The 25,991-nt window shown below is 72.6% G+C and carries 20 protein-coding genes; 8 read left to right on the top strand and 12 right to left on the bottom strand.

All coding sequences use genetic code 11. From position 1 onward, the window contains the following. Positions 1 to 115 precede the first annotated feature (115 nt). Positions 116 to 706: a Panacea domain-containing protein gene (locus tag ACGFH8_RS04410; protein ID WP_393363214.1), complete on the top strand. Its 591-nt coding sequence runs from the start codon at positions 116 to 118 to the stop codon at positions 704 to 706. Positions 707 to 824: 118 nt separating this feature from the next. Further along, positions 825 to 1,280 carry a Fic/DOC family protein gene (locus tag ACGFH8_RS04415; RefSeq protein WP_393363217.1) on the top strand — a complete coding sequence of 152 codons (456 nt, stop codon included), beginning with the start codon at positions 825 to 827 and terminating at the stop codon, positions 1,278 to 1,280. A 167-nt stretch (positions 1,281 to 1,447) separates the two neighbouring features. Here the strand turns inward: ACGFH8_RS04415 and ACGFH8_RS04420 are convergent, their stop codons facing one another. From ACGFH8_RS04420 to ACGFH8_RS04430, 3 genes are all read right to left on the bottom strand, one after another. Further along, positions 1,448 to 1,891, bottom strand: a complete 444-nt coding sequence (locus ACGFH8_RS04420) for a hypothetical protein (protein ID WP_393363219.1) — start codon at positions 1,889 to 1,891, stop codon at positions 1,448 to 1,450. A gap of 342 nt (positions 1,892 to 2,233) precedes the next feature. Continuing rightward, entirely contained in the window at positions 2,234 to 2,521 is a 288-nt protein-coding gene (locus ACGFH8_RS04425) for a DUF6244 family protein (protein ID WP_231394634.1), read from the bottom strand. A 179-nt stretch (positions 2,522 to 2,700) separates the two neighbouring features. Beyond that, positions 2,701 to 2,919 carry a winged helix-turn-helix domain-containing protein gene (locus ACGFH8_RS04430; RefSeq protein ID WP_393363222.1) on the bottom strand — a complete coding sequence of 73 codons (219 nt, stop codon included), beginning with the start codon at positions 2,917 to 2,919 and terminating at the stop codon, positions 2,701 to 2,703. Positions 2,920 to 3,265: 346 nt separating this feature from the next. Here ACGFH8_RS04430 and ACGFH8_RS04435 point away from each other — a divergent pair, with 346 nt between their 5' ends. Genes ACGFH8_RS04435 through ACGFH8_RS04445 form a run of 3 tightly spaced genes read left to right on the top strand, consistent with a single transcriptional unit; the run spans position 3,266 to position 4,676 of the window. Further along, positions 3,266 to 3,421 carry a hypothetical protein gene (locus ACGFH8_RS04435; RefSeq protein ID WP_357374398.1) on the top strand — a complete coding sequence of 52 codons (156 nt, stop codon included), beginning with the start codon at positions 3,266 to 3,268 and terminating at the stop codon, positions 3,419 to 3,421. Then, positions 3,418 to 4,209, top strand: a complete 792-nt coding sequence (locus ACGFH8_RS04440; RefSeq protein WP_393363225.1) for a hypothetical protein — start codon at positions 3,418 to 3,420, stop codon at positions 4,207 to 4,209. The genes ACGFH8_RS04435 and ACGFH8_RS04440 overlap by 4 nt, the downstream gene beginning before the upstream one ends. Continuing rightward, complete coding sequence (locus tag ACGFH8_RS04445) at positions 4,203 to 4,676, top strand: hypothetical protein (RefSeq protein ID WP_393363227.1); 474 nt, start codon at positions 4,203 to 4,205, stop codon at positions 4,674 to 4,676. Before ACGFH8_RS04440 ends, ACGFH8_RS04445 begins: the two co-directional genes overlap by 7 nt. Positions 4,677 to 4,803: 127 nt before the next feature. Here ACGFH8_RS04445 and ACGFH8_RS04450 read toward each other — a convergent pair whose 3' ends face one another. The 3 genes from ACGFH8_RS04450 to ACGFH8_RS04460 form a co-directional block, all read right to left on the bottom strand. After that, positions 4,804 to 5,745, bottom strand: coding sequence for a hypothetical protein (locus tag ACGFH8_RS04450; protein WP_393363230.1), 942 nt, complete (start codon positions 5,743 to 5,745; stop codon positions 4,804 to 4,806). A gap of 2 nt (positions 5,746 to 5,747) precedes the next feature. Beyond that, positions 5,748 to 8,291 carry an FtsK/SpoIIIE domain-containing protein gene (locus ACGFH8_RS04455; protein WP_393363233.1) on the bottom strand — a complete coding sequence of 848 codons (2,544 nt, stop codon included), beginning with the start codon at positions 8,289 to 8,291 and terminating at the stop codon, positions 5,748 to 5,750. A gap of 116 nt (positions 8,292 to 8,407) precedes the next feature. Further along, positions 8,408 to 11,125, bottom strand: a complete 2,718-nt coding sequence (locus ACGFH8_RS04460; RefSeq protein WP_393363236.1) for a hypothetical protein — start codon at positions 11,123 to 11,125, stop codon at positions 8,408 to 8,410. 169 nt (positions 11,126 to 11,294) lie between these two features. On the opposite strand from ACGFH8_RS04460, the gene ACGFH8_RS04465 reads away from it, so the two are divergent. Beyond that, the gene (locus ACGFH8_RS04465; protein WP_393363239.1) at positions 11,295 to 12,830 is read left to right on the top strand and encodes a M1 family metallopeptidase; all 1,536 of its coding nucleotides are present in this window, start codon (positions 11,295 to 11,297) and stop codon (positions 12,828 to 12,830) included. Positions 12,831 to 13,422: 592 nt separating this feature from the next. Here ACGFH8_RS04465 and ACGFH8_RS04470 read toward each other — a convergent pair. From ACGFH8_RS04470 to gltB, 4 genes are all read right to left on the bottom strand, one after another. Further along, entirely contained in the window at positions 13,423 to 13,956 is a 534-nt protein-coding gene (locus ACGFH8_RS04470) for a hypothetical protein (protein ID WP_393363241.1), read from the bottom strand. Between the two features lie 69 nt (positions 13,957 to 14,025). Next, entirely contained in the window at positions 14,026 to 15,411 is a 1,386-nt protein-coding gene (locus ACGFH8_RS04475; protein ID WP_393363244.1) for an MFS transporter, read from the bottom strand. A 174-nt stretch (positions 15,412 to 15,585) separates the two neighbouring features. Beyond that, on the bottom strand, positions 15,586 to 17,121 hold the full coding sequence (locus ACGFH8_RS04480; RefSeq protein ID WP_393363247.1) for a glutamate synthase subunit beta: 1,536 nt from the start codon (positions 17,119 to 17,121) through the stop codon (positions 15,586 to 15,588). Further along, the gene (gltB, locus tag ACGFH8_RS04485; protein WP_393364499.1) at positions 17,114 to 21,799 is read right to left on the bottom strand and encodes a glutamate synthase large subunit; all 4,686 of its coding nucleotides are present in this window, start codon (positions 21,797 to 21,799) and stop codon (positions 17,114 to 17,116) included. The genes ACGFH8_RS04480 and gltB overlap by 8 nt, the downstream gene beginning before the upstream one ends. A 166-nt stretch (positions 21,800 to 21,965) precedes the next feature. Between gltB and ACGFH8_RS04490 the strand changes: the two genes are divergently transcribed. Next, positions 21,966 to 22,811, top strand: a complete 846-nt coding sequence (locus ACGFH8_RS04490; RefSeq protein ID WP_393363250.1) for a GNAT family N-acetyltransferase — start codon at positions 21,966 to 21,968, stop codon at positions 22,809 to 22,811. Positions 22,812 to 22,829: 18 nt separating this feature from the next. Here the strand turns inward: ACGFH8_RS04490 and ACGFH8_RS04495 are convergent, their stop codons facing one another. Then, entirely contained in the window at positions 22,830 to 24,017 is a 1,188-nt protein-coding gene (locus tag ACGFH8_RS04495) for an FAD-dependent monooxygenase (protein ID WP_393363253.1), read from the bottom strand. A 15-nt stretch (positions 24,018 to 24,032) separates the two neighbouring features. Further along, on the bottom strand, positions 24,033 to 25,205 hold the full coding sequence (lgt, locus tag ACGFH8_RS04500; protein WP_393363256.1) for a prolipoprotein diacylglyceryl transferase: 1,173 nt from the start codon (positions 25,203 to 25,205) through the stop codon (positions 24,033 to 24,035). Between the two features lie 102 nt (positions 25,206 to 25,307). Between lgt and ACGFH8_RS04505 the strand changes: the two genes are divergently transcribed. Continuing rightward, a complete protein-coding gene (locus tag ACGFH8_RS04505; RefSeq protein ID WP_393363259.1) occupies positions 25,308 to 25,946 on the top strand; it encodes an NUDIX hydrolase in 639 nt (212 codons plus the stop codon). Positions 25,947 to 25,991: the final 45 nt, after the last annotated feature.

Here is a 25,991-nt window from a genome sequence, read left to right on the forward strand (position 1 = left end):
CCTGGTTCGCCTTGCCTATAGGATTGAAGTCGACTCGACACCACAGCCCAGAGTCAGCGAAGCGTCCAACCGATCGCTAGTCTCGAAGCCAGGCCAAGGTAGGGGGTGTTACCAGATGGCTACCGCTCACGATGTCGCAGCAGCGGTGCTCAGCAAACTCGGCAGTGTCACCGCGATGAAACTGGAAAAACTCGTCTACTACTGCCAGGGGTGGCATCTGGCGCGCGAGGGAGCCTTGTTGTTCCCCGAGCCGATCGAAGCTTGGCGGGAGGGCCCCGTCGTTCCACCTCTCTACCGACACCACCGTAGGCAGCTCATCGTGTCTGAGTGGCCACACGGGGAGGCCGCACGCCTGACACCAGACCAACACAGGACCGTCCAGTGGGTCACTGATGAGTACGGCAAGTTCTCGGCGAGCGAGCTGTCCCTCATGACGCACAACGAGCTGCCCTGGAGGGCTGCCCGCGGTGCGCTTCCCGAGTCGGCCAGTTCGTCGGCAAGGATAAGCACTGACCTTATGCGGACGTACTATGCGCGGCAGATCGCGAACACGGAGACCGCTGTCGGTCTAGCCACTGCGAACGCCGCCCTGGAAGGCAAGGAGTTCGACCAGGACTGGCAGGACAAGCTCCGCGATGTGGCATCGGGTTTGATCAGCGCGGACGAGCTGGTCTCTCAAGAGATTGCTCGCCTCAAGGGTGCATGATCCGTACTGCTGGCCAGGGACCGCCTGCCTCAAGAACAAGTTAGGAATCACGGATCCCGTCATCCTTCGGGAGGCGGAGTTTCGCCTGACCTCGATTCGGGAGGTTCAAGCATCCCGAATGATGATCCCGGGCAGCTACGGCCTCGACCACCTGCAGGCGTTCCATCGGAAGTTGTTCGGCGATCTGTATGACTGGGCCGGGCAGACCAGGACCGTCGACATCAGTAAGCCGGGAGCGCGCTTCTGTCACTGGCGATACATCGACGACCAAGTGAGCACGATCCTCAGCGGACTCAGCAAGGACGGCTTCCTTCTCGGCCTGAAGCACGAAGCGTTCGTCGAGACACTCGCCCACTACTACGGCGAGTTGAACGTCTGTCACCCCTTCCGCGAGGGCAACGGCCGAGCGATCCGATCCTTCCTCCGACAGCTCGGCGCCGCCGCAGGCTTTCTGCTTGACTGGTCGGAGCTAAGCGAGGCTGACAACATCGCAGCGTGCCGCGAGCACCTGACCAGCACCGACACGAGCTTACTTGTCACGGTTCTGCGTCCGGTCGTCCGCCGCTTGAGCTGACGCCGCCGGTGGCGGAAGGCGTTCTTTCGCAGTCTCGTGCCCGTGCGGCGTGTGGCACATGAGGGCTCATCCCGCAGCGAAGGGCCGCGGGCTCGCCCGGTGGCAGATAGCCGATGCGGAAGCCACCCAAGCATCCACTGCCCCGGACGACGGCTCAGCCAGGTGGGTCACCTCGCCGCCTCCATCGTTGCCTCCACCCGATCGAGATAGTCCCACCACTTCTCATCGTCCCGGCGGCATGAGGACAGCAGGTTCGCGGCGACGACGAATGCCAGGATGATGACGTTTTCACTGGGGACTGCCACCGTGAACGGCTCACCCCTCATCAGTCTCATCAAGAAGTCCGCCACCTCGCGGTGGGTTGGTTGGGCCCAGGATTCTGCTTCAGCGACTTCCTTAGCCACCGCTGAAATCTGATCGTCGCTCGGCCGACCCTCATGGATGTCGACCATCAGGAAGCCGACAAGGCCCAGCGCAAGTTCGACGGTTGCGGCAGCCGTGTCGGCGTCATTGAGAGCGCGCAAGCGCTCATCGAGCTGTGCGAAATCGCGCTGCACGGCGGCATGGATTATGGCCCGCATCACGGCTTCGGCGGAGCTATTGATCTTCACTTTGATTCCTCTCTTGGCGCCTCTTCAACCATGACTTGCCGGCGCTGACTGTGGCCGCCGTCGCCAAGAGCGTCCCGGCGACCGCCTTCGGCAGCACTGGCATAAACTCGGCGACTGTTGCCCAAGCGGCCCCACCAGCCGACGCCCAGAAACCGACTGCCTCCGCGCTCACCCGTTCCCGCCGGCTGGAGGGCTGTGCAATGTCTCGCGCATCAGCGTTTCGGCGAGCACGAGCACCCTCCCGGCGATTCGGAGGGTTTTCAGACTGCCGGGGGACATGAGGACGAATGGTCGGAGTCACCACTGCGGGTGGTTGGTGGATTGCGCTGCCACCACCCGTGGTCAGTTTCCCAGCGCTCGGACCTTGGCGATCGTCTCCTGCACGTGCTGCTTGGCCGGGTCGCCACCCTGGGATGCCTGCGCGAGCGCCTGACGGTAGGAATCGATCATGCCGACCAGCGGACCAGCGGCCACACCTTCAAGCGCACCGGCGACGAGCGCCCGCGCCTCGGCCGCGTCCTGTGCTGCCGCCGCGGTCTTGGCCTTCGCCTCGTCCAGCTTCTGCGACGCCGCCGCCAACCTCGCGATGATCTGTGCTGCGCTCACGCGCACCTCCCCGTGATCGACCATCGCCTCCACCACCGCACCGGCAGAGACCACATGGGAGCGTACGAGATTCGCGCACCCAGCGCGACCGCCTGATCGCTCTCTCGTCATGACAGAAGCAACAGATCGTCCAAACTCAAGCCACGTTGCAGACTGAAACTTCGCCGAGAAGCGCGATCACCGGTTGGTCGGGGGTGGCCTGCTCAGTGCTCAGTGACAAAGACGCCCAGCCCATGAACGCCTTCGACAAGGCCTTGGGTCTGTAGGACGAGAATCGCCTGCCGCACCACACCGGCCGATACACCGTGCTCAACACGGAGCTGGGAGGTGGAAGGCAGCTTGTCACCTGGGGCGAGTTCACCGGACGCGATCTGCTCTCGGATATGGTCCGCGAGCTGCGCCCATTTGGGCTTGGCGGGCATGTCGTCTCCCTGGTCTGCACCGCCATTTGATCACACCCAACTTGTCAGTACAAGAACGGACTAGTCTGTCGTTGACTTGTACAGACTAGTGTGACAAAGTTCGAGTCGACCGGCTCCCTGGTCTGCAAACCCGGAGCTGGTCGTTCCCACCGCGCAGGAAGCGCCCGGTCGGTCGGTCCCCCCGTTCGGCCGGGCGTCCCGGGGCGTGCCCGCACGCCGCCCCGACGCAGGAGCCGTGAGCAGCTAGGAGACAACCCCCGACGGGAGCCACCCGATGCCCGATCGACCCGACGAATCCCCCACCGACCCACCAGCCCCAGCCCCAGCCGAGAACCGCCGTCGTCTCGTGTCCGATCAGGACGTCGAGGACGCCGACGACGTCCTCTTCGCCCATCCGCCCCGGGTGGTGCGTCGCTGGCTGTGCGAGTGCGGTGTCGACTACCCCTGTACCGATGTGCGCTTCGCCCTGCTGGTCAAGTCCAGTGCCGAGGCGGGCGAATGAGCGCCGACACTCTGGACGATCTACGTGCCGCCTGGCTGGCGACCATCTCCGCCGCCGATCGGGCCGGTGCACAGTTACACGGGGCAGGGCCGCCCGGCCGGCGGCTGCCCTGGCAGGACGCGGTCACGGAGTGCTGGCGGGCGCTGAGCCTGGTCTACGCCGGCTTGGCCGCTGATCGGGAATCACCGGGAGGCTCGGTCGGGGACCTGCTCGCCGGTCTGCACGCCGCTCGGGTCGACGCGGACCGGGCCGCCGCGCTGGCCGCCCGGGTCCGCTGGCGGTTGGGTGCGACCGAGGACCGGCTGCGGCGTACCCGGGAGGTGGCGGACGTGGTCGCGGCCCGGCACCTCGCGGCGGCGATCACCCGATTGGACCTTGTCGTTGCCCGCCTCGCGGTCGGCGGGTGCCGGATCGAGCGTTCGGTGGCGGCACTGACCGGATGTTCGGTGACGGCACCGCCCCCACCGACCCAGCCCACCAGCCACCGCGACGCCGACGCCCACGCCCACGCCCACGCCCACGCCCACGCCGACAACGACGCCAACCACGACAGGGTCAGCCACGCCGACCACGACAACGACAACGACAACGACGCCGACGGTGCCAGCCACGCCGACCACGACAGGGCCAGCCACGCCGACCACGACAACGACAGCGACGCCGGCGGCGCCGACGTGATCGCCCGCGGCTGCCGGTCGGCGAGCGCGCTGGTGACCAGGCGGCATCGACTGACCAGGCCACGCCCACACCGGAGAGCACTCGCGATGATCAGGGAGCGACGATGGTGAGCGACCCGCAGGCGGCGCTTCGCGGCCTGCTGAGTGGGCGGCTACGCGGCCACGAACGCCTGCTGGGCCGGTTTGCCGAGTCGGACTGGCGGCGGTACGCGGATCTGCTCGCCGGTGCGCTGTTGGTAGCGGTCCGGCGTCGGTTCGTCGCCGGGCAGGATCGGGCGCCGGTGATCCGGTTCGTGGCGTCCGCCCGGGAACGCTACGACGCGACCGGGCACGACGTCGACCCGGTGCTGGCCGAGGCGCTGGTGTGGGCGGCGCTCGGTGAGCGTCCGCCGGTGCCCCACGACGCGGCGGCGATCGTCGCGCGGACGGTGCTGCTGCTCGGGCTGCTCGAAGACGAATGCCTCACCGACCGCGAACTCGACGAAATCCTGGTTACCGCCGCACACACCGCCGACGATTCGCCGCAGGGCACGGATCGCCAGCGGGCAGGCGCACCAGTCCAGTCCGACCGGCAGTGAGCGCAACGGAGCGAAAGATCGACTCGGTTTCCTTGAAGGCGGCGTGTCCAAGCGGCCCGGACACCCCGCCTTCCTGAAACCCGAGTCGATCAAGCCGGGCGCGGGTCGGGCAGGACCGCGGCGGGGCTCAGCGCAGGCCGCGGACCAGCAGCAGGTAGGCGCAGTACGCCATCGGCACCAGCAGAAAACAGATCAGGAACCCGAGCGGCAGGTAACGCGGCGGGGTGCCGGCGACCATCGCGGGCCGCCCCCACCGGCCCAGCACCAGGTACCCGCCGAAGAACGCCACCGCCGGCAACCCCGCGCAGATCCACGCGCCGAGGGTGAACCCGTCCACAATGCCCACGCCGGAGGCCAGCACCAGGGCCAGCATGACCACACCGGCAGCGGCCCCACAACCGGCGTAGACGGCGACCGCCCGCGCCAGCGGCGACCACGTCGGCAGGAGCGCCGGCCGCTGGGCCAGCAACTCCGCCTGCTGCCCGTGCCGGTCGGCCTCGTCGGCCATCCGCCGGGCCAGCTCCAGCTCCACCACCGGGTCGACCGCCGCCGCCCGCTGCGCCGGCACCCCGGCGCCCGCCGGGCTCGCCGTCGTCGTCGGCAACGCCAGCCGCCCCTCCGCCGCCGGCACCTGGGGGTACGCCCCGACCCCCGCCCGCCCCGACCCGCCGGCTGCGCCGTCGGATGCCCCGTCCCCGGTTCCGGGCACCCTGACAGCGTCGGAAACGGGAGACGACCCGGAGCCGGGAGCGGAGGGCGACCCGGCGCCAGACGGCGGGCTGGGCCAGGCGCCGGTCTCGTCAGCCGTCCACGCCCTCTGTCCCGCCCCCGGGCCCGAGGCAGGGGCAGGGCCCGAGGCAGGGACAGGGGCGGCGGGTGGCTGGTCGACGCCGATCGCGTGGCCGAGCTGGTCGAGGCGCTGGCCCTGGGCGGTGAGCCGCTGGTGCAGGTAGTCGACGGCGGCGTGCAGGTCACGGCGGCGCGCGGACTCGGCGGCGGCGTGCTGTTCCCCGGCACGGTGCTGCTCGGCGAGCTGTCGGGCCAGCGCCGCGTACTCCTCGAAGGACACCGTCACCGCTCCCTGTCCGGCTCGTCTGCCTGGCCGGCGAAGTCCGGCTCGTCTGCCTCGCCGGCGAACGGGACGATCAGTCGGGTCCGCTGGTCGTGCCGGTCGATCAGCAGCGCCCGGTCGGCGCGGGGCGTGTAGGCGAGGTCGTGCGTGCCGAGGTGCAGGGCCAGCTCGCTTCCGGGCACGTTGAGCGCCACCAGGCAGGCGACGTCGTCGCGGTTCTGGGTGCCGCCGAGGTCGTCGGCGAGCCGGCGCAGCCCACGCCACCAGCCGAGCAGGTGCACTCCCTGCCCGGGGCCCTGGCGCAGGACGGTACGCAGGTCGTCCAGGCCGGAGCGGAAGGTGCTCGGGTCGGTGGCCCCGAGGACCGGCGCGGCGGCGTCCATCCCGAACACCACGAGGTATTCGCGGCCGGCGGGCTCGGCGGCCAGCGCGGCGATGCGCTCGCGCAGCCCGACGGCGTCGAGGCGCCGCACCTCGTGGCCGGCGGCCCGGAGGGCGGTTTCGGTGTCGTCGGCGACACCGGCGGCGGCGGTGACCAGGGAGGCCACCTGGAACCGGACGTCGCCGGGGTGGTGCTGGCGGGCCAGGCTGAGCGTCGCGGCGCGCAGCACGTCCGCGCCGGCCGGCGCGGTGCCCACCACGGCGAGGTGCCGGCCGGGGGTGGCGTCCATCAGGAACAGCGCGGTGGTGCCGTGCACGTCGACGGTCCGGCCGACCAGGGCCATCGGACGCCGCCCACCGGGGCGCAACCCGGCGAAGGTGGGGTCGTCCTCGACCCGCGCGGCCTCGTACCCCTTGAAGACCGCGGGTGCCCGCGAGCCCGCCGGCCGGGCCTGCCACAGGTCGTGGCGCAACGCGGCCAGGTCCGCCGCCGCGGCGTGCGCGTCGGGGAAGCGCAGCACCGTGTCGGCGCCGACCGCGCCGGCGGCGGTGTTGACCACTGCGGAACCGATCGGCAGGGCCGCGGCGGCGGTGTTGAGCTGGTCGAGCACCCCACCACCGCCGGGCAGCGCCACCCGCAACGCGAACTGCCCGAAGATCGCCTCGGCCCGCCCGTAGAGGGCCTCGATGCCGGTCATGCTCTGGCTGGCCAGCACCAGGTGGATGCCGTACGAGCGGCCCTTGCGGGCCAACTCCTCCAGCAGGTCCACGGATTCACGGGCCAGCGCGTCGTTGCCGGCGAGCAGCACGTGGAACTCGTCGATGACCGCCACGATGCGCGGCAGCGGATTGTCCCGGGGCAGGTCGGCGAGTTTGGTGACACCGTGCCGCTTCAGGGCGGTGGCCCGGCGTTGCGCCTCCCGGCGCAGCTCGCGCAGGACGGCGAGACCGTACTCGCGGTCGGATTCGATGCCGACGGCACGGGCGTGGGGCAGCCAGGACGGGTCCCGACTCGTGGGCACGAACTCGGTGAAGCTCACGCCCTCCTTGAAGTCGAGCAGGTAGAGCTGCAACTCGGCGGGGGAGTACCGGGCGGCCAAGCCGTAGAGGACGTCGAGGAGGAAGACGGTCTTGCCGGCGCCGGTACGCCCACCGACCAGCCAGTGCGGGGTGGCGTCGTCGAACGCGAGCGTCAGTGGGGTGTCGACGGTCGGCGCGGTACCGCCGGCCCGACCGATCACCGTGCGCAGGCCGTTGCCGGCCGACTCGACCCAGCGCCGCTCGGGCAGCAGGTCGGTGAAGGGCAGCGCGTCGGAGCGGCGGGCGGCGGTGGCCAGGTGTTCGGCGAGCGCGCGTACCGACGCGGACGGAGGGTCACCGTCGAGCAGCACGGGAGCGGTGAGACCGGTGCCGTCGGCGCTGAACGGGGCGCCGGGCGGGTCGCCGACGTGCGCGTACCCCTGGTTGAGCCGGATCGCGGTGGTGCCGCCCAGCGGCGTCGGGGTCTCGCCGGGCAGCCGGGACGGGTGGCCGGCGAGCAGCACGCAGACGGCGGCGGCCGGGCCGGCGTGGGTGAGCGCGGCGAGCCGGGCCAGCTCGCGCGGCGGCGGCGCGGCGGTGGCGACCACCACCAGCAGGTGCCGGGCGGCGGGCTGGGCGTGCTGTGCCGCGCGGGCGTGCCGCTCGGCGGCGTCGAGCAGCGCGGCCACCTCGGCCTCGCCGGTCGCCGGCGGGCTCAGCACCCCGGCGTCGAGCAACGGGCGCAGCGGGCCGAAGGTGGCGCCCACCGCGGCGGTGTCGATGCCGGCGACCCGGACCTGACCGGGTGGCGCGGTGGCGACCAGCCGCAGCACCAGCGCCCGCAACAAACCGGCGACCTGCGGGTCCCGGACGTCGGCGTCCAACGCCAGGTGGTGGCCGCCGCCGAGCGGCACCAGCACCGGAAAGCCGCCGTCCGGGGTGGACGCCGCGCCGATCCGCACGGCGGTCGGCTCGTCGGTCAGCGGCGTGACGCCCGGCGCGGGAGTGGCCAGGGCGCCACCGAGGTGGGCGAGGCGGGCCACCAGCTCGGCGGCACCTGTCGGCGCCACGGCCGCCGGCGTCGCGCCGAGGGCGTTACGGGCGGCGTCCAGGTGCGCTCGGGCCGCCCGGTGGGCATTCACCGCCTGCCCGTACGCCGACGCGAGCCTGCCCAACCTCTGCCCCCAACGCCAACGCCGCCTGGTCCCAGGAACCCTAACGGACGTCGGTGGCAACCGGACAGTCCCGTGCGGACGTGTCACACCGGACCGCACGCCGCCGGGGTGGACGCGTCGGCCACCCCGCAGCGGAACACCTCCACGGGTGCCGTCGCCACGTCGGGCACCCGCTCCACCCGCATCAGGGCCAGCCGCTTGTCGACCGGCTCACCCGAGTCGGGGGTGAACCGGATCAGCCCGGCGACCCCCGGGTAGCCCTGGCCGGCGTTCTGCCGGAGCACCTCGGCGTGCACGCCCACCGGGTTGACCGAGGTCGGCTCCCAGCGTTGCCGGGGGTCGGCGTGGTGCAGCCGGGCGGCGAGGCTCTCCACCGCCCGGACCATCATCATCGACGCGTCGTAGGCGAGGCTGACCCGCTCGCCGACCTGCTCCTCGGAGCCGGGTCGGCAGCGCGGAGGGTCGAGCAGGTCGTCGGCCTGGATCCAGGACAGGAAGCTGGCCCGCGCGTCGTCGTCGCGCCGGTCCTGGGCGGCCCGCAGCGCGGCGCAGGTGGCCAGCGCGGCCTTGGAGACGTACGTGACGGGCAGGTTCCCGGGCGCGGCGGCGCGTAGACCCGGGTTGGCCATGTACCGGTTGGCCGAGTCGTCGGCCACGAGGTGGCGGGGCGGGTTGCCGCCGCACTCGCGCAGCGCCCGCAGGAAACCGTCGAACTCCGACCATCGACCCGCGTAGAAGAGCAACCCGGGGTACCCGCACTCGTCGACAAGCCGCTGCCCGTTGCGCCACTCGTCGAGGCGGGTGATCCGGGGGCCGAACTGTTGTCGGAGCCCGTCGACGAGGGTGCCAACGTAGAGGTCCTCGGTGAGCGTGCTGCCCTCCAGTGTGGTGTAGAAGACGTGCGCCTCGTTGGCCTTCAGCACCTGCTGGGCGTACGCGTCGACAAGCTTCACCTGGTCCTTGTTCGGCGCGGAGATCTGGAGGTAGAGGCGGGAGTTGGCGTCCATCTTGTCGGCCGACAGGGTGGGCGCCAACACCGGCAGGCCGATCTGGTTCAGCTCGCGCAACGCGCGGGCGGTGCTGGTCCGGCTCTCCACCAGCCCGACCACCCCGAGCACCGTGGGGTCGTCCCGGGCCAGCTCGGCGAGCATCGCCACCGCCCGGTCGGCGTAGACCATCTGCCGGCCACCGTTGGCCACCACGATCCGCAGCAGCGCGGCGCCGTCGGCGCCGGCCGACTCCTTCAGCAACGCGTACTGGGCGGTCGCCATCCCCTCCAACTCCTCCCGCTCGGAGACGTACGACTCCTCGTCGGCGCGGGTCCGGTTGCCGGTGAGCGTGCCCAGGTAGACGAGGGTGAGGAAGGGCCGGCGTCGGTCGCTGCGCTGCCACACCTCCTCGGCGGCGCGGTTCTGCGCGAAGATGCGCTCTTGAACGGTGCGCAGCCGGTCCTGGCCGGGGTCGTTGTTGAACACCTGCGCCGCGCTGTCGCTGTAGCCGACGCACTCGCCGCTGCCGGCCACCTCGACCGAGACCCGGCCGCCGGTGAGCGAGGGGTGGCAGCCCGGCCCCCACCGGCTGCCCACCCACACACCACCCGCGGCGAGCAGCACCAGGCAGAGCGCGGCCGGCAGGAAGCGCCGCGACCACCAGGGCGGGTCGGGGGCGGAGAACGGTCGCATCCCGCCCCGCGACGGCGGGCCGGTGTCGGTGTCGTCGGGCCGCAACGCCACCAGCCAGGCGGCCTTGCGGCGCAGCCGCCGCATCTCCGGCAACGCCTCGGCCCACTCGTCGTACGCCTCGTCGGCCTCGGTCAACGGGTGCGGTTCGGGCAGCTCCGGTGGGGGTTGCCCGCCGGAGGCGACGATCAGCAGCGGGTCGTTGCGGCCGGTCTCGGTGCGGACGTCGCCGATCAGGCGGACCAGCTCGCCGCCGACGTTGCCGGGAGCGACGTGATCGAGCAGCAGCGCCGGGTACGCGGTGCGCCGCCAGTCCGACGGGCGCCAGGGCCGACGCCGGTACGCCTGCCGCAGGTCCTCCAGGAACGCGTGCAGCAGCAGCTTGTTGACCTGGTCGGGTTGCTCGCCGTCGCGCCAGCCGGCGGTGAGGCGCTCGGCGAAACCGAGGAAGGTGACCGACTGCCGGGGCGCCAGGTACTGCTGGCGCATGAACCAGTTGTAGTGCCGCCCGAGCACCGGCACCCGGCCGGAGACGGCGGCCCGGAAGACCACGCTCGGCACGGCGCGGCGGACCAGCCAGAGCACCACCTGCGAGGCGATGCTCACCGCGTCACCACCGGAGGGCGGCGCCTCGGGGGTCCGCGTCCCCCGGCGATCCCGCAGCCGGCGTACCAGGGCCGCCCGGCTGTCGTCGGCGTCGGTGCCGAAGCTGAGGCTCTGGTGCATCAGCCAGTCGGCGAGCGGATAGTGCCGGAAGCGCAGCCGCGCGGCGCCGAACGCCTCCAGGGAGAGCTGCCGGTGCAGTTCGCGCAGCAACGCCGGCACGTCCCCGGCGCCCGGGGGCGCGTCGGCGTCCAGCACGGCGTGCGGCACCCGCCGTCGGGGCCCCTGGCCGAGGAACCGGCGCAGCGGCGCCATCAGATCCGAGGTGTCGGCGCGGACCAGGGTGTCGGAGCGGACCAGCCAGAGCAGCGGCAGTCGCCGGTCACCGCGGCGGGGTCGTCGCAGCAGCCGTGCGAGCAGCGCGAAGAACTCCAGCCCGCCGGCCGGTAGCCGGTCCCGCCCTCCGGGCGGCTGTCGCTGGCCGATCAACTCGCGCCTGGGCACCTCGGATCGCCGCACGCGTCACCTCCGATCCACACAGTGTGACCTTGCGCCGCAAGGCACGCCAGCGACCGGCGGCCGGCCGTCCAGCGGGGACGCCGACGACAGGCCGGGCGCGACGGGCCGCGACGTCCACCGTTGTCGATTAGGTTTGCGTGGCGAACACCCGATGGAGGGAGTCCACCCCGTGCGACGAATGTTCACGGCGGCCACCGCCGCCCTGACCCTCACCACCGCCGGCACAATGCTCGCCGGCACGCCCGGCCAGGCCGCCCCGACCGGCTGGGGGCGACCCGTCGTCACCGCCGCGCCGCAACCCGGCGCACCCGGCCTGGGCGACACCTACTTCCCCGACTACGGCAACGGCGGCTACGACGTCGAGCACTACGACGTCCGACTGCGGTACGACCCGGCGTCCGACCAGCTCAGCGGCACCACCACGATCCTCGCCACCGCCACGCAGGACCTCTCGGCGTTCAACCTGGACTTCCTGCTCGACGTCGAGTCGGTGCGGGTCAACGGATGGGCGGCGACCACCAGCACCGCGGGCGCACACGAACTGGTGGTCACCCCGGCCCGCACGGTGACCCGGGGCCAGCAGCTCACCATCGTGGTGCGCTACTCCGGCATCCCGTCGGAGACCCTGGTCGGCGGCTACACCGGCTGGACCCGTACCGACGACGGGGCCCTCGCCGTCAACGAGCCCGAGTCGGCGTGGTGGTGGTTCCCGAGCAACGACCACCCACTGGACAAGGCCACCTTCGACATCTCCGTGTCGGTGCCCACCGGCGTCGAGGTGATCAGCAACGGCGTGCAGCCGAGGCCGCCGGCGGCCGAGGCCGGCAACCGCACCAGGTGGATCTGGCGCACCACCTCCCCCACCGCCCCCTACCTGGCCTTCATGGCCATCGGGCAGTACGACATCGTCACCGACACCACCCCCGGCGGCCAGCCGGTGGTCAACGCGTACAGCACCTCGCTGGGTGCGCTCGGGCCGGCCGCACGGGCCAGCATCGAGCGGACCGCCGAGATCGTCGACTGGGAGAGCGGGATCTTCGGCCCGTACCCGTTCGAGGCGCAGGGCGGCGTGGCCGGCCCGGTCGACGGCATCGGCTTCGCGCTCGAGACGCAGACCCGACCGGTGTACGGGCCCGGCTTCTGGCGGCGCGGCGCCAACACGTACGTGGTGACGCACGAGAACGCCCACCAGTGGTTCGGTGACTCGGTCTCGGTGGCCGAGTGGCGCAACATCTGGCTCAACGAGGGCTTCGCCTCGTACGCCGAGTGGCTCTGGTCCGAGGAGCAGGGCGAGGGCACCGCTCAGGAGGTGTTCGACTTCGCCTACGCCAGCTACCCGGCCGACGACGAGTTCTGGCAGGTGCTGCCCGGTGACCCGGGCGCGGACCGGATCTTCGACGACGCCGTCTACGACCGGGGCGCGATGACCCTGCACCAGCTACGGCTGGCCGTCGGCGACGACGCGTTCTTCGAGATCCTGCCGGCGTGGACCGCCGAGCACCGGTACGGCAACGGCACCATCGAGCAGTTCCAGGCGCTCGCCGAGCAGATCTCCGGGCTGGACCTGGACGACCTGTTCACCACCTGGCTGTTCACCGCCGGCCGACCCGACGTGGCCACCGCCGCCCGCAAGGCCACGGCCGCGCCGACCGAACCGAAGTCCTGGGACAAGATCCGCGAGTCCCACGACCTGCTGCCCCACTAACTAAGGCCCGTTTCATAGGGGCGGTCGAGCCGAGGCGGAGTCCGGGCGGCGATCCGGCAAGGCGCGGTTTCGTCCGGATACAACACCGGTATCCGAACGAAACCGCAACGCCGCCGGTCGTCGTCCGGGCCCGCCGCAGGCCGGCCAGTTCTGATGAAACAGGCCTTGGGAGTCGGTGCCGACCGGAAGCGCCCGCCGCCCCGCCGGAGGGCGCTTCCGGCCGACCGACGGCCTGCCCCCGCCGCGCTTCCGGCCGCCCGACGACCTGCCCCGACGCCCTGCCTCCCCTGGCGCGCGCTCGCGGTGTCCCACCGCTCCGGCGTTTGTCCGCCCTGCCGAAGCGCTGCCCCCGCAACCCGGCAGGCCCGACCACTCTGGTGCTTGCCTGTAGAGCTGCCCCAGCAATGGGGCAACCGCCCAACCGGCCAACCGGCCCACCGGGCCACCGGCCAACCGGGCGACCAAGCGACCAAGCGACCAAGCAGCCAGAGCCAGGACAACGGGCAAACCGGGCTGGGCCCGAACGTCGCTGCCCCATATCTGGGGCAGCTCTACAGGTGCCGCAGGGGTATTGCTCACCCCGCCCGACCAGTTAGCTGACGACGCCCGTTCGGGGAACGGCGGGGGCAGTTGGCGCATCCGCCGTGCTCGCCTCGATGGCGCGGATGTGGCGGTAGGCGAACCAGAGCGGCGGGAACGCCCCGACCGCGAAGGACAGGTCGATGAGCGTCCAGAACCAGGGAATGTCCCGGATCGGGCCGCAGATCAACGCCAGTGGGACGATGCCCGCGCAGGCGATCATGCCGACCTGCACGACCCAGACGTTGCGCACCGGGTCACGCAGCGGCCCCCAGAACGCCACCGCCAGCACCAGGTGGGCGAAGGCCAACCAGTCGGTGCCGTAGAGCAGGAACGGGTAGTCCTCGCCGGCCGTCACCAGCCCGGTGTGCACCCGCTCGATCCAGTCGACCAGGGCGGGCAGTTGGCCGGCCAGCGGGTCCAGTACGCGCAGCAGCCAGCGCACCTCGATCTCCAGCGGAAAAGCGGTGGCACCGCTCAGGAAAAGCCCGATCAGCACGATCCACAACCACCGACGGGTCCACCGTAGGCGCTCCTCGATCTCCATGATCGCAGCGTAACGACGATCTTCGTGTCGTCAGGTCCCGCGAGCCGGCCTCCCGGGGTGACAGCCGTCTCAGCGACGCGCCGCCGGTCCGGCGGTGGCCAACACCCCGAGTCGGGACGCGCCCACCCCCACCCCGGCGGGCGCGATGACACAGACCGCCCCGGCGGGTCGGACGAGGCGGGCGGCCCGGAACGCCACTCGCCGTACCGGATGACGGGGGCGTGGCGCGACAAGCGCGAGGGCCGCGCGGGCGTGCTGGCGGTCCAGGGCGACGGCCGCCGCCACCGTCGCGATCGCGGCGGCGGATCCGGCGAGCACGAGCGTCTGGCGCGGCCCGGCGTGTTCGGCGAGCCAGCCGAGCAGCGGAGCGCCGACCGCGGCCGAGACCGAGCCGGTGACCGCCAGCGCGGCGAGCACCCGGCCCCGCATCGCGCCGTCGGTGTCGAGTTGGGCGCGGGTGCCGACGGTGGTGTCGATGACCACCGCGGCGGCGGCGATCGGCAGGATCATCGCGGCGAAGCTCCAGGTTCCCGGCGCCAGGCCGGCGACGATCTGCAGCCCGCTGGCGAACAGACCCGCGGCGACCAGGGTCCGGTAGTCCAGGGACCGTCGGCGGGCCGCGACGAGCGCGCCCACCACGGTCCCGACCGCGAACACTGTCGACAGGACGCCGTAGCCGGACGCGCCGGCGTGCAGTGGCCCGTCGCTCATCGCGGCCATCGTCACCTGGTAGTTGCGGCCCAGGCTGCCCAGCACGAACGACAGGGCGAGCGCGAGCAGCAGCACCGGCTGCCCGCGCAGGTACGCGAAACCGGCGCGGACGCCGTCGTGGGCCCGGCCGCCGCTCCGCGCCGTGACCATCGGCGGGGTGCCCGGACGTACCGCGAACAGCGCCACCACCACGGCGGCGAAGCTCGCCGCGTTGATGCCGAACAGCAGGGCTGGCCCGACGGCGGCCACCACCACGGCACCGAGGCTCATACCGAGGATGCGCCCGGCGGAGTTGGTGAGCGACCCGAGCGCCAGGGCGTTGCCGAGTGTCTCCCGGTCGACGAGGGTGGCGGCCCAGCGGCCCATCACCGGGCCCTCGATCGCCGAGACGGCACCGGTGCCCAGCGAGATCGCGAAGATCAGCGGCAGGCCGCCGACCCCGGTCAGGGCGACCGCCGCCAGTCCGGCGGCGAGCGCCGCGTGGGCGACCTGGGCGGCGATCAGCAGCGGGCGGGCCGGCAGGCGGTCGGCCAACACGCCGCCCCAGACGCTGAGCAGCAGCGTGGGCGCCGCCTGGAGCAGCACGGCGAAGCCCATGGACGTCGCGGAGCCGGTTTCCTTCAGGACGTACCAGTTGACCCCGAGGACCTGCATCCAGGTGCCGATGACCGAGACGAATCCGGCGAGCGCCCAGATCCGGTAGTTGCGGTGGCGCAGCGCGGCGAAGGTGGCACCTCTGGCCACGACGAACCTCCAGCGATCGGCAGCATGATCATTCATGCCGATCGCAGTGCGGTTCGGCAGCCGGCAAGTCTTGCCCGCCTAAACCTCTTTGCCCACCTTTGTGAGTGGCTTCACCAGCGGGAATGTCCGGCCGGTGCGGCGGCGGAACCGCCCCACCGACCGGACGCCCGCACCTCAGCGAACGGCGAGAGCCTGCGCGGCCGGACCCACCGGGGCCGGCAGCGCACCGACACCGCCCAGGTAGCCGTGGATGGCGGCGGCCGCCGCCCGCCCCTCGGCGATGGCCCACACGATCAGCGACGCGCCCCGGTGCATGTCACCGGCCACGAACACCCCGTCGGCGTCGGTCTGCCAGTCGTCGCGGGCGTCGACGGCGCCCCGGGGATTGCGGGTCACGCCGAACTGGGCCAGCAACGGCTGCTGCTCGGTGCCCTCGAAGCCGATCGCCAGCAGCACCAGATCGGCCGGCAGCTCCCGCTCGGAGCCCGGCACCACGGTGACGACCCGCCGACCGTCGCGCTTCTCCACGGTCACCTCGGCGATCCGCACCGCCCGCACCTGGCCGGTGCCGTCGTCCACGAACTCCTGCACCGCGACGGCGAAGACCCGCTCGCCACCCTCCTCGTGCGCCGGGTAGCTGCGCAGCACCCACGGCCAGGTCGGCCACGGATCCCGTGCCTCGTCACGCCCCTGCGGCGGCTGCGGGTACAGGTCGAGCTGGTGCACGCCAGCGGCCCCCTGCCGGTGCGCCACACCGAGACAGTCGGCCGCGGTGTCACCGCCACCGATGATCACCACGTGCTTGCCGGCCGCGTCGATCGGGGTGCCGTCCGGCAGCAGCGCACGCGCCGGCCGGCCCTCGCCGGTGGCCGGGACGCCCGGCTCGCCGCTGGCCCCGGTGGCGACCGCGCGATTCGCCGCGACCAGGTGCGCCATGGCCTGGTGTACGCCCCGCAGCACCCGCCCCGGGGTCTCCGGGGTGTCCCGGCCCTGCAACGCGCCGCAGGCCAACAGCACCGCGTCATGCTCGGCGCGCAACTGCTCGGCGGTGACGTCCACCCCGACGTTCACCCCGGTGCGGAAGCGCACCCCCTCGGCGGCGAGCTGCGCCAGCCGGGCGTCGATGTGCCGCTTCTCCAACTTGAAGTCGGGGATGCCGTACCGGAGCAGGCCGCCGATCGCGTCGTCGCGTTCGTACACCGTCACCGCGTGACCCGCGCGGGCCAGTTGCTGGGCGGCGGCCAGGCCGGCGGGCCCGGAGCCGACGACGGCGACCGACCGACCGGACGGCGCCGGCACCGGGCGAGGGGTGAACCCGCGCGCCGCGGCGGCGTCGGCGATCTCCACCTCGACCTGCTTGATGGTCACCGGCTGGCCGCCGGAGATGCCGAGCACGCACGCCGCCTCGCAGGGCGCCGGGCAGAGCCGACCGGTGAACTCCGGGAAGTTGTTGGTGGCGTGCAGTGACTCCACCGCGGCGTCCCAGTTGCCGGTGCGGACCAGGTCGTTCCAGTCCGGGATGCGGTTGCCCAGCGGGCAGCCGTCGTGGCAGAACGGGATGCCGCAGTCCATGCAGCGGGTGGCCTGCTCACGGACCAGGTCCTCGCCGGCCGGCGGGTACACCTCGCGCCAGTCGCTGATCCGCACCGACACCGGGCGGCGGGCCGGCAGACGCCTGTCGTAGCGCAGGAAACCGTTCGGGTCAGGCACGTGCCACCTCCTGGGCCGCCACCCGCGGGGCGGGCGGCACCGGCGCGGCGGACGGCACGCTGAGCGCGCTCATCACCGCGTCATCGACGTCGCGGCCGGCGGCTTCGGCGGCCTTCATGATCTCCAGCACCCGGCGGTAGTCGCGGGGCACCACGGCGGTGAACTCGGCCACCGCCTCCGGCCAACGCTTGAGCAGCTCCTCGGCGACCGCCGACCCGGTCTCGGCCACGTGCCGCTGCACCAACTCGTGCAGGAGCGACTGCTCCTGCTCGCCCAGCGGCGCCAGGTCGACAAGCTCCCCGTTGACCCGCGAACGATCCAGGTGGTGCACGTACGCCGTGCCGCCGGACATGCCGGCCGCGAAGTTGCGCCCGGTCGCGCCGAGCACCACGACCGTGCCACCGGTCATGTACTCGCAGCCGTGGTCACCGACGCCCTCGACCACGGCGACCGCGCCGGAGTTGCGGACCGCGAACCGCTCCCCCACCCGACCGCGCAGGAAGACCTCACCCGCCGTGGCCCCGTACAGGATGGTGTTGCCGGCGATGATCTGGTCCTCGGCCCGCTGCCCCGGCTCGGCGTCCGGGTCAAGGAACGGCGCGGCGGCGTCCGGACGGACGATGAGCCGGCCCCCGGAGAGGCCCTTGCCCACGTAGTCGTTGGCGTCGCCGTGCAGGCGCAGGGTCACCCCGCGCGGCAGGAACGCGCCGAACGACTGCCCGGCCGTGCCGTGCAGCACGAACTCGATGGTGTCCTCGGGCAGGCCGGCACCGCCGAAGCGACGGGTCACCTCGCCGCCGAGCATCGCGCCGACGCTGCGGTGCTCGTTGCGCACCGCCACCTCGACCCGCACCGGCGCGCCCTCCGACAGCGCCGGACGGGCCAGCGCGATCAGCTCGTTGTCCAACGCCTGGTCCAGGCCGTGGTCCTGGGCGCGGATGCCACGTCGGGACGCGCCGGCGGGCAGCTCCGGCAGGTGCAGGACCGGCGTCAGGTCCAATCCGTGCGCCTTCCAGTGCGTCAGCGCCGGGGCCACGTCGAGCAGCTCGGACTGCCCGATCGCCTCCTCGATGGACCGGAAACCCAGCTCGGCCAGGTAGCCCCGGACCTCCTCGGCGAGGAACAGGAAGAAGTTCTCCACGAACTCCGGCTTGCCGGTGAAACGCTCCCGCAGCACCGGATTCTGGGTGGCGATGCCCACCGGGCAGGTGTCCAGGTGGCAGACCCGCATCATCACGCAGCCCTCGACGATCAGCGGCGCGGTCGCGAAGCCGAACTCCTCCGCGCCGAGCAGCGCCGCGACCAGCACGTCCCGGCCGGTCTTGAGCTGGCCGTCGACCTGCACCGTGACCCGGTCGCGCAGCTTGTTGAGCAGCAGGGTCTGCTGCGCCTCGGCCAGCCCCAGCTCCCACGGGGTGCCGGCGTGCTTGAGTGAGTTCATCGGGGAGGCGCCCGTGCCGCCGTCGTGGCCGGAGATCAGGATGACGTCCGCCTTGAGCTTCGCCACCCCGGCGGCGACCGTGCCGACGCCGACCTCGCTGACCAGCTTGACGTGCACCCGGGCCGCCGGGTTGACGCACTTCAGGTCGTGCACGAGTTGGGCGAGGTCCTCGATGGAGTAGATGTCGTGGTGCGGCGGCGGGGAGATCAGACCGACACCGGGGGTCGCGTGCCGGGTACGGGCGATCCACGGCCAGACCTTGTTGCCGGGCAGCTGACCGCCCTCGCCGGGCTTGGCGCCCTGGGCCATCTTGATCTGCAGGTCGTCCGCGTTGACCAGGTATTCGCTCGTCACACCGAACCGACCGCTGGCGATCTGCTTGACCGCCGAGCGGCGCCGCGGGTCGTGCAGCCGGTCGACGTCCTCGCCGCCCTCACCGGTGTTGGACTTGCCGCCGAGACGGTTCATCGCGATGGCGAGCGTCTCGTGCGCCTCCGCGGAGATCGACCCGTACGACATGGCGCCGGTGGCGAAGCGCTTGACGATCTCGGTGGCCGGCTCGACCTCCTCGATCGGCACCGCCGGGCGCAGCCCGGTGCGCAGGGTGAACAACCCCCGCAGCGAGCCGGCCTGCGCGGCGAGCGCGTCGACCTTCGCGGTGTACTGCCGGAAAACGTCGTACTGCCGGCTGCGGGTGGCGTGCTGCAACAGGAAGACCGTCTCCGGGTTGAACAGGTGCAGCTCACCCTCGCGGCGCCACTGGTACTCGCCGCCGACCTCCAGTCGGGCGGAGGCCGCGGTGCCGGCCGGGGGCCAGGCCAGCGCGTGCCGGGCGGCCACCTCGGTGTGCACGCCGGCCAGGCCGACCCCGCCGATCCGGCTGGGTGTGCCCCGGAAATAGCGTTCGACCAGCCGGGTGTCCAGGCCGACGGCCTCGAAGACCTGCGCACCGCAGTACGACGAGACAGTCGAGATGCCCATCTTCGACATGATCTTCAGGACGCCCTTGCCGAGCGCCTTGGCGTAGTTGCGTACCGCCGCGGCGGGCTCCACACCGGCCAGCGCGCCAGTGTGGATCATGTCCTCGACCGACTCGAACGCCAGGTACGGGTTGACCGCCGCCGCGCCGTAGCCGATCAGGACCGCGGCGTGGTGCACCTCCCGGCAGTCGCCGGACTCCACGATCAGCGCCGCCTGGGTGCGGGTCTGCTCCCGCACCAGGTGCTGGTGCACGGCGGCGGTGAGCAGCAACGACGGGATCGGCGCCAGGTCGGCGTTGGAGTCCCGGTCGGAGAGCACCAGGATGCGGACGCCGTCCTCGATCGCCTCGGAGACGTGCCGGCAGATCTCGGTCAGCCGCGCCTTGATCCCGGCGGCGCCCTCCCGGATGCGGTACAGGCCGGACACCCGGACCGCCTTGAAGCCGGGCAGGTCGCCGTCCTCGTCGATGGAGAGGATCTTGGCCAGCTCGTCGTTGTCGATCACCGGGTGCGGCAGCACGATCTGCCGACAGCTCGCCGCGCCCGGGTCGAGCAGGTTGCCCTCCGGCCCGATCGTCGACGCCAGGCTGGTCACCAACTCCTCGCGGATGGCGTCCAGCGGCGGGTTGGTGACCTGGGCGAAGAGCTGATGGAAGTAGTCGTAGAGCAGCCGCGGCCGGGTCGACAACGGCGAGATCGGGGTGTCCGTGCCCATCGAGCCGAGGGGCTCGGCGCCGGTGCGGGCCATCGGCGCGAGCAGGATCTTCAGCTCCTCCTCGGTGTAGCCGAAGGTCTGCTGCCGGCGGCGTACCGAGTCGTGCGTGTAGACGGTGTGCTCGCGGGCCGGCAGGTCACCCAGCTCGATCAGCCCGGCGTGCAGCCACTCGGCGTACGGCTGGGCGGCGGCCAACTCGGACTTGATCTCCTCGTCGTGCACGATCCGGCCCGCCACGGTGTCGACCAGGAACATCTTGCCCGGCTGGAGCCGCCCCTTCGCGACCACGTGCGCCGGGTCGAGGTCGAGCACGCCGGCCTCGGAGCCGAGCACCACGAGCCCGTCGTCGGTCTGCCACCAGCGCCCCGGGCGCAACCCGTTGCGGTCCAGCACCGCGCCGACGATCTCGCCGTCGGTGAAGGCCACCGACGCCGGACCGTCCCACGGCTCCATGAGGCTGGCGTGGAAGCGGTAGAAGGCACGCTTCGCCGGCTCCATCCCCGGGTCGTTCTCCCAGGCCTCGGGGATCATCATGAGCACCGCGTGCGGCAGGCTCCGCCCGGCCAGGTGCAGCAGCTCCAGGACCTCGTCGAAGTTCGCCGAGTCGGACGCGGCGGGGGTGCAGACCGGGAAGACCCGCCGGATGTTGCCCGGCACGTTCGGCGAGCGCAGGAGCGCCTCGCGGGCCTGCATCCAGTTGCGGTTGCCGCGGATCGTGTTGATCTCGCCGTTGTGGGCGATGAACCGGTACGGGTGCGCCAGCGGCCAGGACGGGAACGTGTTCGTGGAGAAGCGGGAGTGCACGAGCGCGATCGCGCTGTCCACCCGCTCGTCGCGCAGGTCCGGGTAGAACGCCGGCAACTGGTCGGGGGTGAGCATCCCCTTGTAGACGATCGTCCGGCTGGACAGCGACGGGAAGTATGCCGGCACGCCCCGCTCGGCGGTCTCCCGTTCGGCCTGCTTGCGCAGGCAGAACGCCACCCGGTCCAGCTCGATGCCGCTCAGCGCGGAGCCGGCCGGGCCGGCGGGTGAGTCGGTGAGCCGGCGCGCGGCCACGAAGACCTGCCGGACCCGGGGCATCGCCGCCAGGGCGGTCTCGCCGAGCCCCTCCGGGGCGATCGGCACGTCCCGCCAGCCGAGCACCTCGGCACCCTCGACAAGCGCGTACTTCTCGACCACCTGCCGGGCGCGCGCCTCGCCGGCGTCGTCGTCGGGCAGGAAGACCAGCCCGGTGGCGTATTCGCCCGCCGGGGGCAGCGCGACGCCGGCCGCCGCGCGCAGGAACGCGTCCGGGACCTGGATCATGATGCCCGCGCCGTCGCCGGTGTTGGGCTCCGCGCCCCGGGCGCCGCGGTGGTCCAGGCGGCAGAGCGCGCCGAGCCCGTTGGCGACGACCGCGTGTGAACGGCGGCCGTGCAGGTCTGCCACGAAGGCCACCCCGCAGGCGTCGTGCTCCTGCCTGGGGTCGTAGAGGCCCTGGGCGGACGGGCGGGCGCCGGGCATCGGGGACGCCTGCGGGCTGTGCGGGTGCGGCTGTGTCATTTCCGCGTACGGCTGAGCCACCGGGCCTCCTGTCGTCACTCAGGTTGATCACATGATGGGGACGACGTCGGCCCGTGGGTCTATTGAGTCTACGTTAGGGCCAGGCGCGTACTGCCACCCGAGATTGATCACACCGTCCAAGGGTTGGGACGTGTAGTCTCGCGCGGTGGATCCGTCACACAAGGACATCTTCGACCGGTTGGAACGCTTCTACGATGCGGTGCCCCGCGACGTCGCCGCCGCGGAGGAGCATGGCGCTCTGGTGCTGTTCGTCCGCGAGGGTGCCGGCTGGCCGTTCTACGCCCGCCCCCGCATCGGCGCCACCGAGCCGCCGTCACTCGCCGACGTGACCTCGGTACGCGAGCGGCAGCGCAAGCTGGGTCTGCCGGAAGCCTTCGAGTGGGTGCACGAGACGAATCCCGAGCTGCTGGCGGTGGCCCGCTCGGCGGGGCTGCAGGTGCTGGAGGCGCCGCTGATGGTGCTCGACCCGGCCGCGTTGCCCGACCCGGCGAGCCTGTCCGACGTGGCGGTGCGGGTACTGGCCGCGGACTCCCCCGGCCTCGCCGCCGACGTCGCGGCCCGGCGGGCGGTGGCAGCGGTGGCGTTCGCCGCCGCCGGCACCGCGCCCGGTGCGGCCGGCCCGGCCGAACGGGACGCCGCCGTCACCGAGTTGGAGGTGGCCGCGCTCGACGAGGAGCGGACCCGGATCGCCGACGGCCGACGGATCTCCGCACTCGCCGGCACGTCGACCGACGGCGCGCTGGCCAGCGGCATGGCCATGCGCGTGGGCGACGTCGCGGAGATCGCCGGCGTGGCCACGCTGCCCGCCGCCCGGCGACGCGGGCTGGGCGCCGCGCTCACCGCCACCCTCGCCCGGGAGTTGCACGCGGCCGGCACCGACCTGATCTTCCTCTCCGCGGGCAGCGACGACATCGCCCGGGTCTACCTGCGGGTCGGCTTCCGCCGCATCGGCACCGCCTGCATCGCCGAACCCGCTGCCCTCATCGCCTGACCGCTCCCGCCGCCCGGGTCAGGCTGGGGGCCGCCACTGGGCGGCGGAGGCGGCGGCGTTGGAGAGCAGCCGGGAGTTGATCGTGCCGAGTGCGGCGTCCCGGGCGCGCAACGCCAACCGGCCCCGGGCCTGGAGCACCGCCGACATGCGCCGGGTCTGCCGGACCACGGTCGTGGCCCGGGGGCGACGAATCCGGTCGTACGCCTGCACCGCGTCGGGCAGTCGCGCCTCGCGCAGCAGTGAGGCGAGCGTGGCCGCGTCCTCGAACGCGAGGCAGGCGCCCTGCCCGAGGTGCGGCGGCATGGCGTGCGCCGCGTCGCCGAGCAGCACCACCCCGCCCGGCCCGACTCCGAAGCCGTAGGCACGGGGCAGCGGACGTAGCTCGCGGACCTCCTGCTGGACCAGGTCGGCCGGGTCGGTGGCGTCGAGTAGCGCGCCGATCGGGGCGGGCCAGCCCGCGTACCACCGGCGCAGCAGGGCGAGCTGGGTCTCCGGCGGTTCCGGACGAGGGGCGCCGGCGGCGGTGGCCACCCAGTAGATCCCGCCCCGGCTGGACCCACCGGAGGAGCCACGATCGCCCAACGACGCGGCCACGAACCGGTAACCGGCGCCGAGGATCTCACCGGCCAGCGGTTGGTCGTCGGGCAGCCGCGGCGCCTGGTACCAGGGGATGACGGCCCGCCAGGCGGCGCATCCGGAGCTGACCACCCGGGACTCGGGGGCGAGTTGGCGGCGGATGCCGCTGTCCGTGCCGTCGGCGGCGATCACCAGGTCGGCCTCGATGGTGTGCCGTCCGTCGCTGACCGCGGGCCGTTCCCCCGGCTCGACCCGGACGTGCCGCACGGTCACGCCGGTACGCAGCTCGACCCGCTCACCGAGGCCCGCGATCAGCGCGTCGTGCAGGTCCTCGCGGTGCACCACCACCGGCATCCGGTCGGCCGGGATGGGCCGGGGCTGCACGAGCCAGTGCCCGTCCGGGCGACGGACCCCGCCGTCGGACAGCGGGGTGGCGATGGCGGCCAGGCCCGCGCCGAGGCCGAGGGCCTGCAACGCGCGGACGCCGTTGGGCCAGAGCACCACCGCGGTCGGCTCAGGGCGAACCCGCTCGGCGCGTTCCAGCACGGTGACCTGCCAGCCGGAGCGGGCCAGCGCACCGGCCACTGCCAGGCCACCGACCCCTGCGCCGACCACCACCGCGCTTCGCATCGGTGCCGCCTCCGCTCAGCTGTCCCGGTCGGCGGGCCGTACGCCCGCGGCGTCGGCCCGGTCGGCACGCGGAGCCGACAGGTCGTCCACCGACTCGTCGTCGGTCGACGGGCCGTCGACGGATGCCGCGTCACCGAGTGGCTCGTCGCCCGGGTTGGCGGCCCGCTCCGGCGGGATGACGCCGGTGTCCTGCCAGGCGGCGTACTGCTCCTCGCTGACCACCCGATATCCCTCCGGGGCGGCGGCCCGCGCGGGGGTCTCCTGCTCCGAGAGGTCGACCTGGGACAGGTCGGACGTGGGGGACGGGGTCGGTGTCGCCGCCGCGCCGAGCGGGATCAGGTAGTCCTGTGGGCCGCGCACCCGGACGAAGTAGATCAACGCGCCGAGGAAGACCAGGCCGGCGGTCCAGACGTTGAGCCGGACGCCCAGAATGTGGTTGGCCTCGTCGGTGCGCATCAGCTCGATCCAGAACCGACCGACGGTGTAGCCCATCACGTAGAGCGCGAACGCCCGGCCGCGGCCCAGCTTCAGCCTGCGGTCCAGGAGGAGGACCAGGGCGACGACGCCGAGGTTCCACAGCGCCTCGTAGAGGAAGGTCGGCTGGTAGAGGCCCGGTTCGAGGATCGGCTGCCCGGCGTCGTCACGCAGCGCGTGCCCCGGATTGTCCGGGTCCATCCGGTGGATCTGCAGGCCCCACGGCAGTGTGGTCCGGCCGCCGAACAGCTCGTTGTTGAACCAGTTGCCGATCCGGCCGACCGCCTGGGCCAGCGCCAGCCCGGGCGCCACCGCGTCGGCCACCACGCCGAACGGGATGCCGAGCTGCCGGGCGGCGATGTAGGCACCGACCGCGCCACCGGCGACGGCGCCCCAGATGCCGAGGCCGCCCTCCCAGATGGCGAACGCCTTCATCGGCTCACCGCCGGCACCGAAGTATTTCTCCGGTGAGGTGACGACGTGGTAGATCCGGGCACCGATGATGCCGGCCGGCACCGCCCAGACGGCGATGTCGAGCACCGCGCCGGGCGCGACGCCGCGCTGCCGAAGCCGGCGCTCCGTCACCCAGCAGGCCAGCACGATGCCGGCGATGATGCAGAGCGCGTACGCCCGGATCGGCACCGGCCCGAGTTGCCAGACCGCGGTGCTGGGACTGGGCAGGGCCGCCTGGGGGGACAGCGAGGCGAGGGTCACGGGTGCACACGCTACCGCTGCACACCCCCGTAGCGGCACCCCGGGCACGGGGAGCCCGCATCTCGGTGACTTCTGGTTTGCGCCGCCGTACGCTCTTTGTCCATGAGCGCGTTCACCTGGGCGGTCGCCGCGGTCGTCACCGACGACGTCGGCCGGGTGCTGCTCTGCCAGCAGGGCCGGGGCACCCGCCGCTACGCGTTGCCCGGCGGACGACTGCGTCCGGCCGAGAGCCCGGTGCGGGCGGCCCTACGGGACATCCGCGCGGAGACCGGCCGCGCCATCGAGCTGATCGACCTGATCGGCGTCTACCACCTGGCCGGCCCCTCGGGGGAAACGCCGGCCGGACGGGTCGGGCCGTCTCCGGACGTACTCGTGCACGTTTTTCGGGCCCGCGCCACCGACGGCCGCCCGCCGGCCGACCCACCGCCGGGTTGTCGGTTGTCCTGGCACTCCCCCGACGCGCTGCCCGAGACGGTCACCCCGCTCACCCGTGCCGCCGTCGCCGACGCGACCGCCGGCCGCTCCGGCGTGCTCCGCGACGTCCTCCGGGCGCCCGGCGTCGTCGAGGCCGCCCCGCCAGCGGCTCGCCCACCCGAGGAGGGCGCAACGGCGACAGGCCCGGAGAGCTGGCCGGCGACAAACCAGGACGGCCAGCCGGGAGCGGGGCAGGACGTGCGGTGGGGCGCGGGGCAGCCACCTGAGCAACGCGGCGAGGCCGCGGACCCCTCCCGGCGCCACTGACACATCCGTCAACGACCGCACCTCCGTCAGCGACGGGTCGGCGGA

It is taken from the genome of Micromonospora sp. NPDC049175 (assembly GCF_043197345.1).
In the GTDB taxonomy this organism is placed as follows: domain Bacteria; phylum Actinomycetota; class Actinomycetes; order Mycobacteriales; family Micromonosporaceae; genus Micromonospora.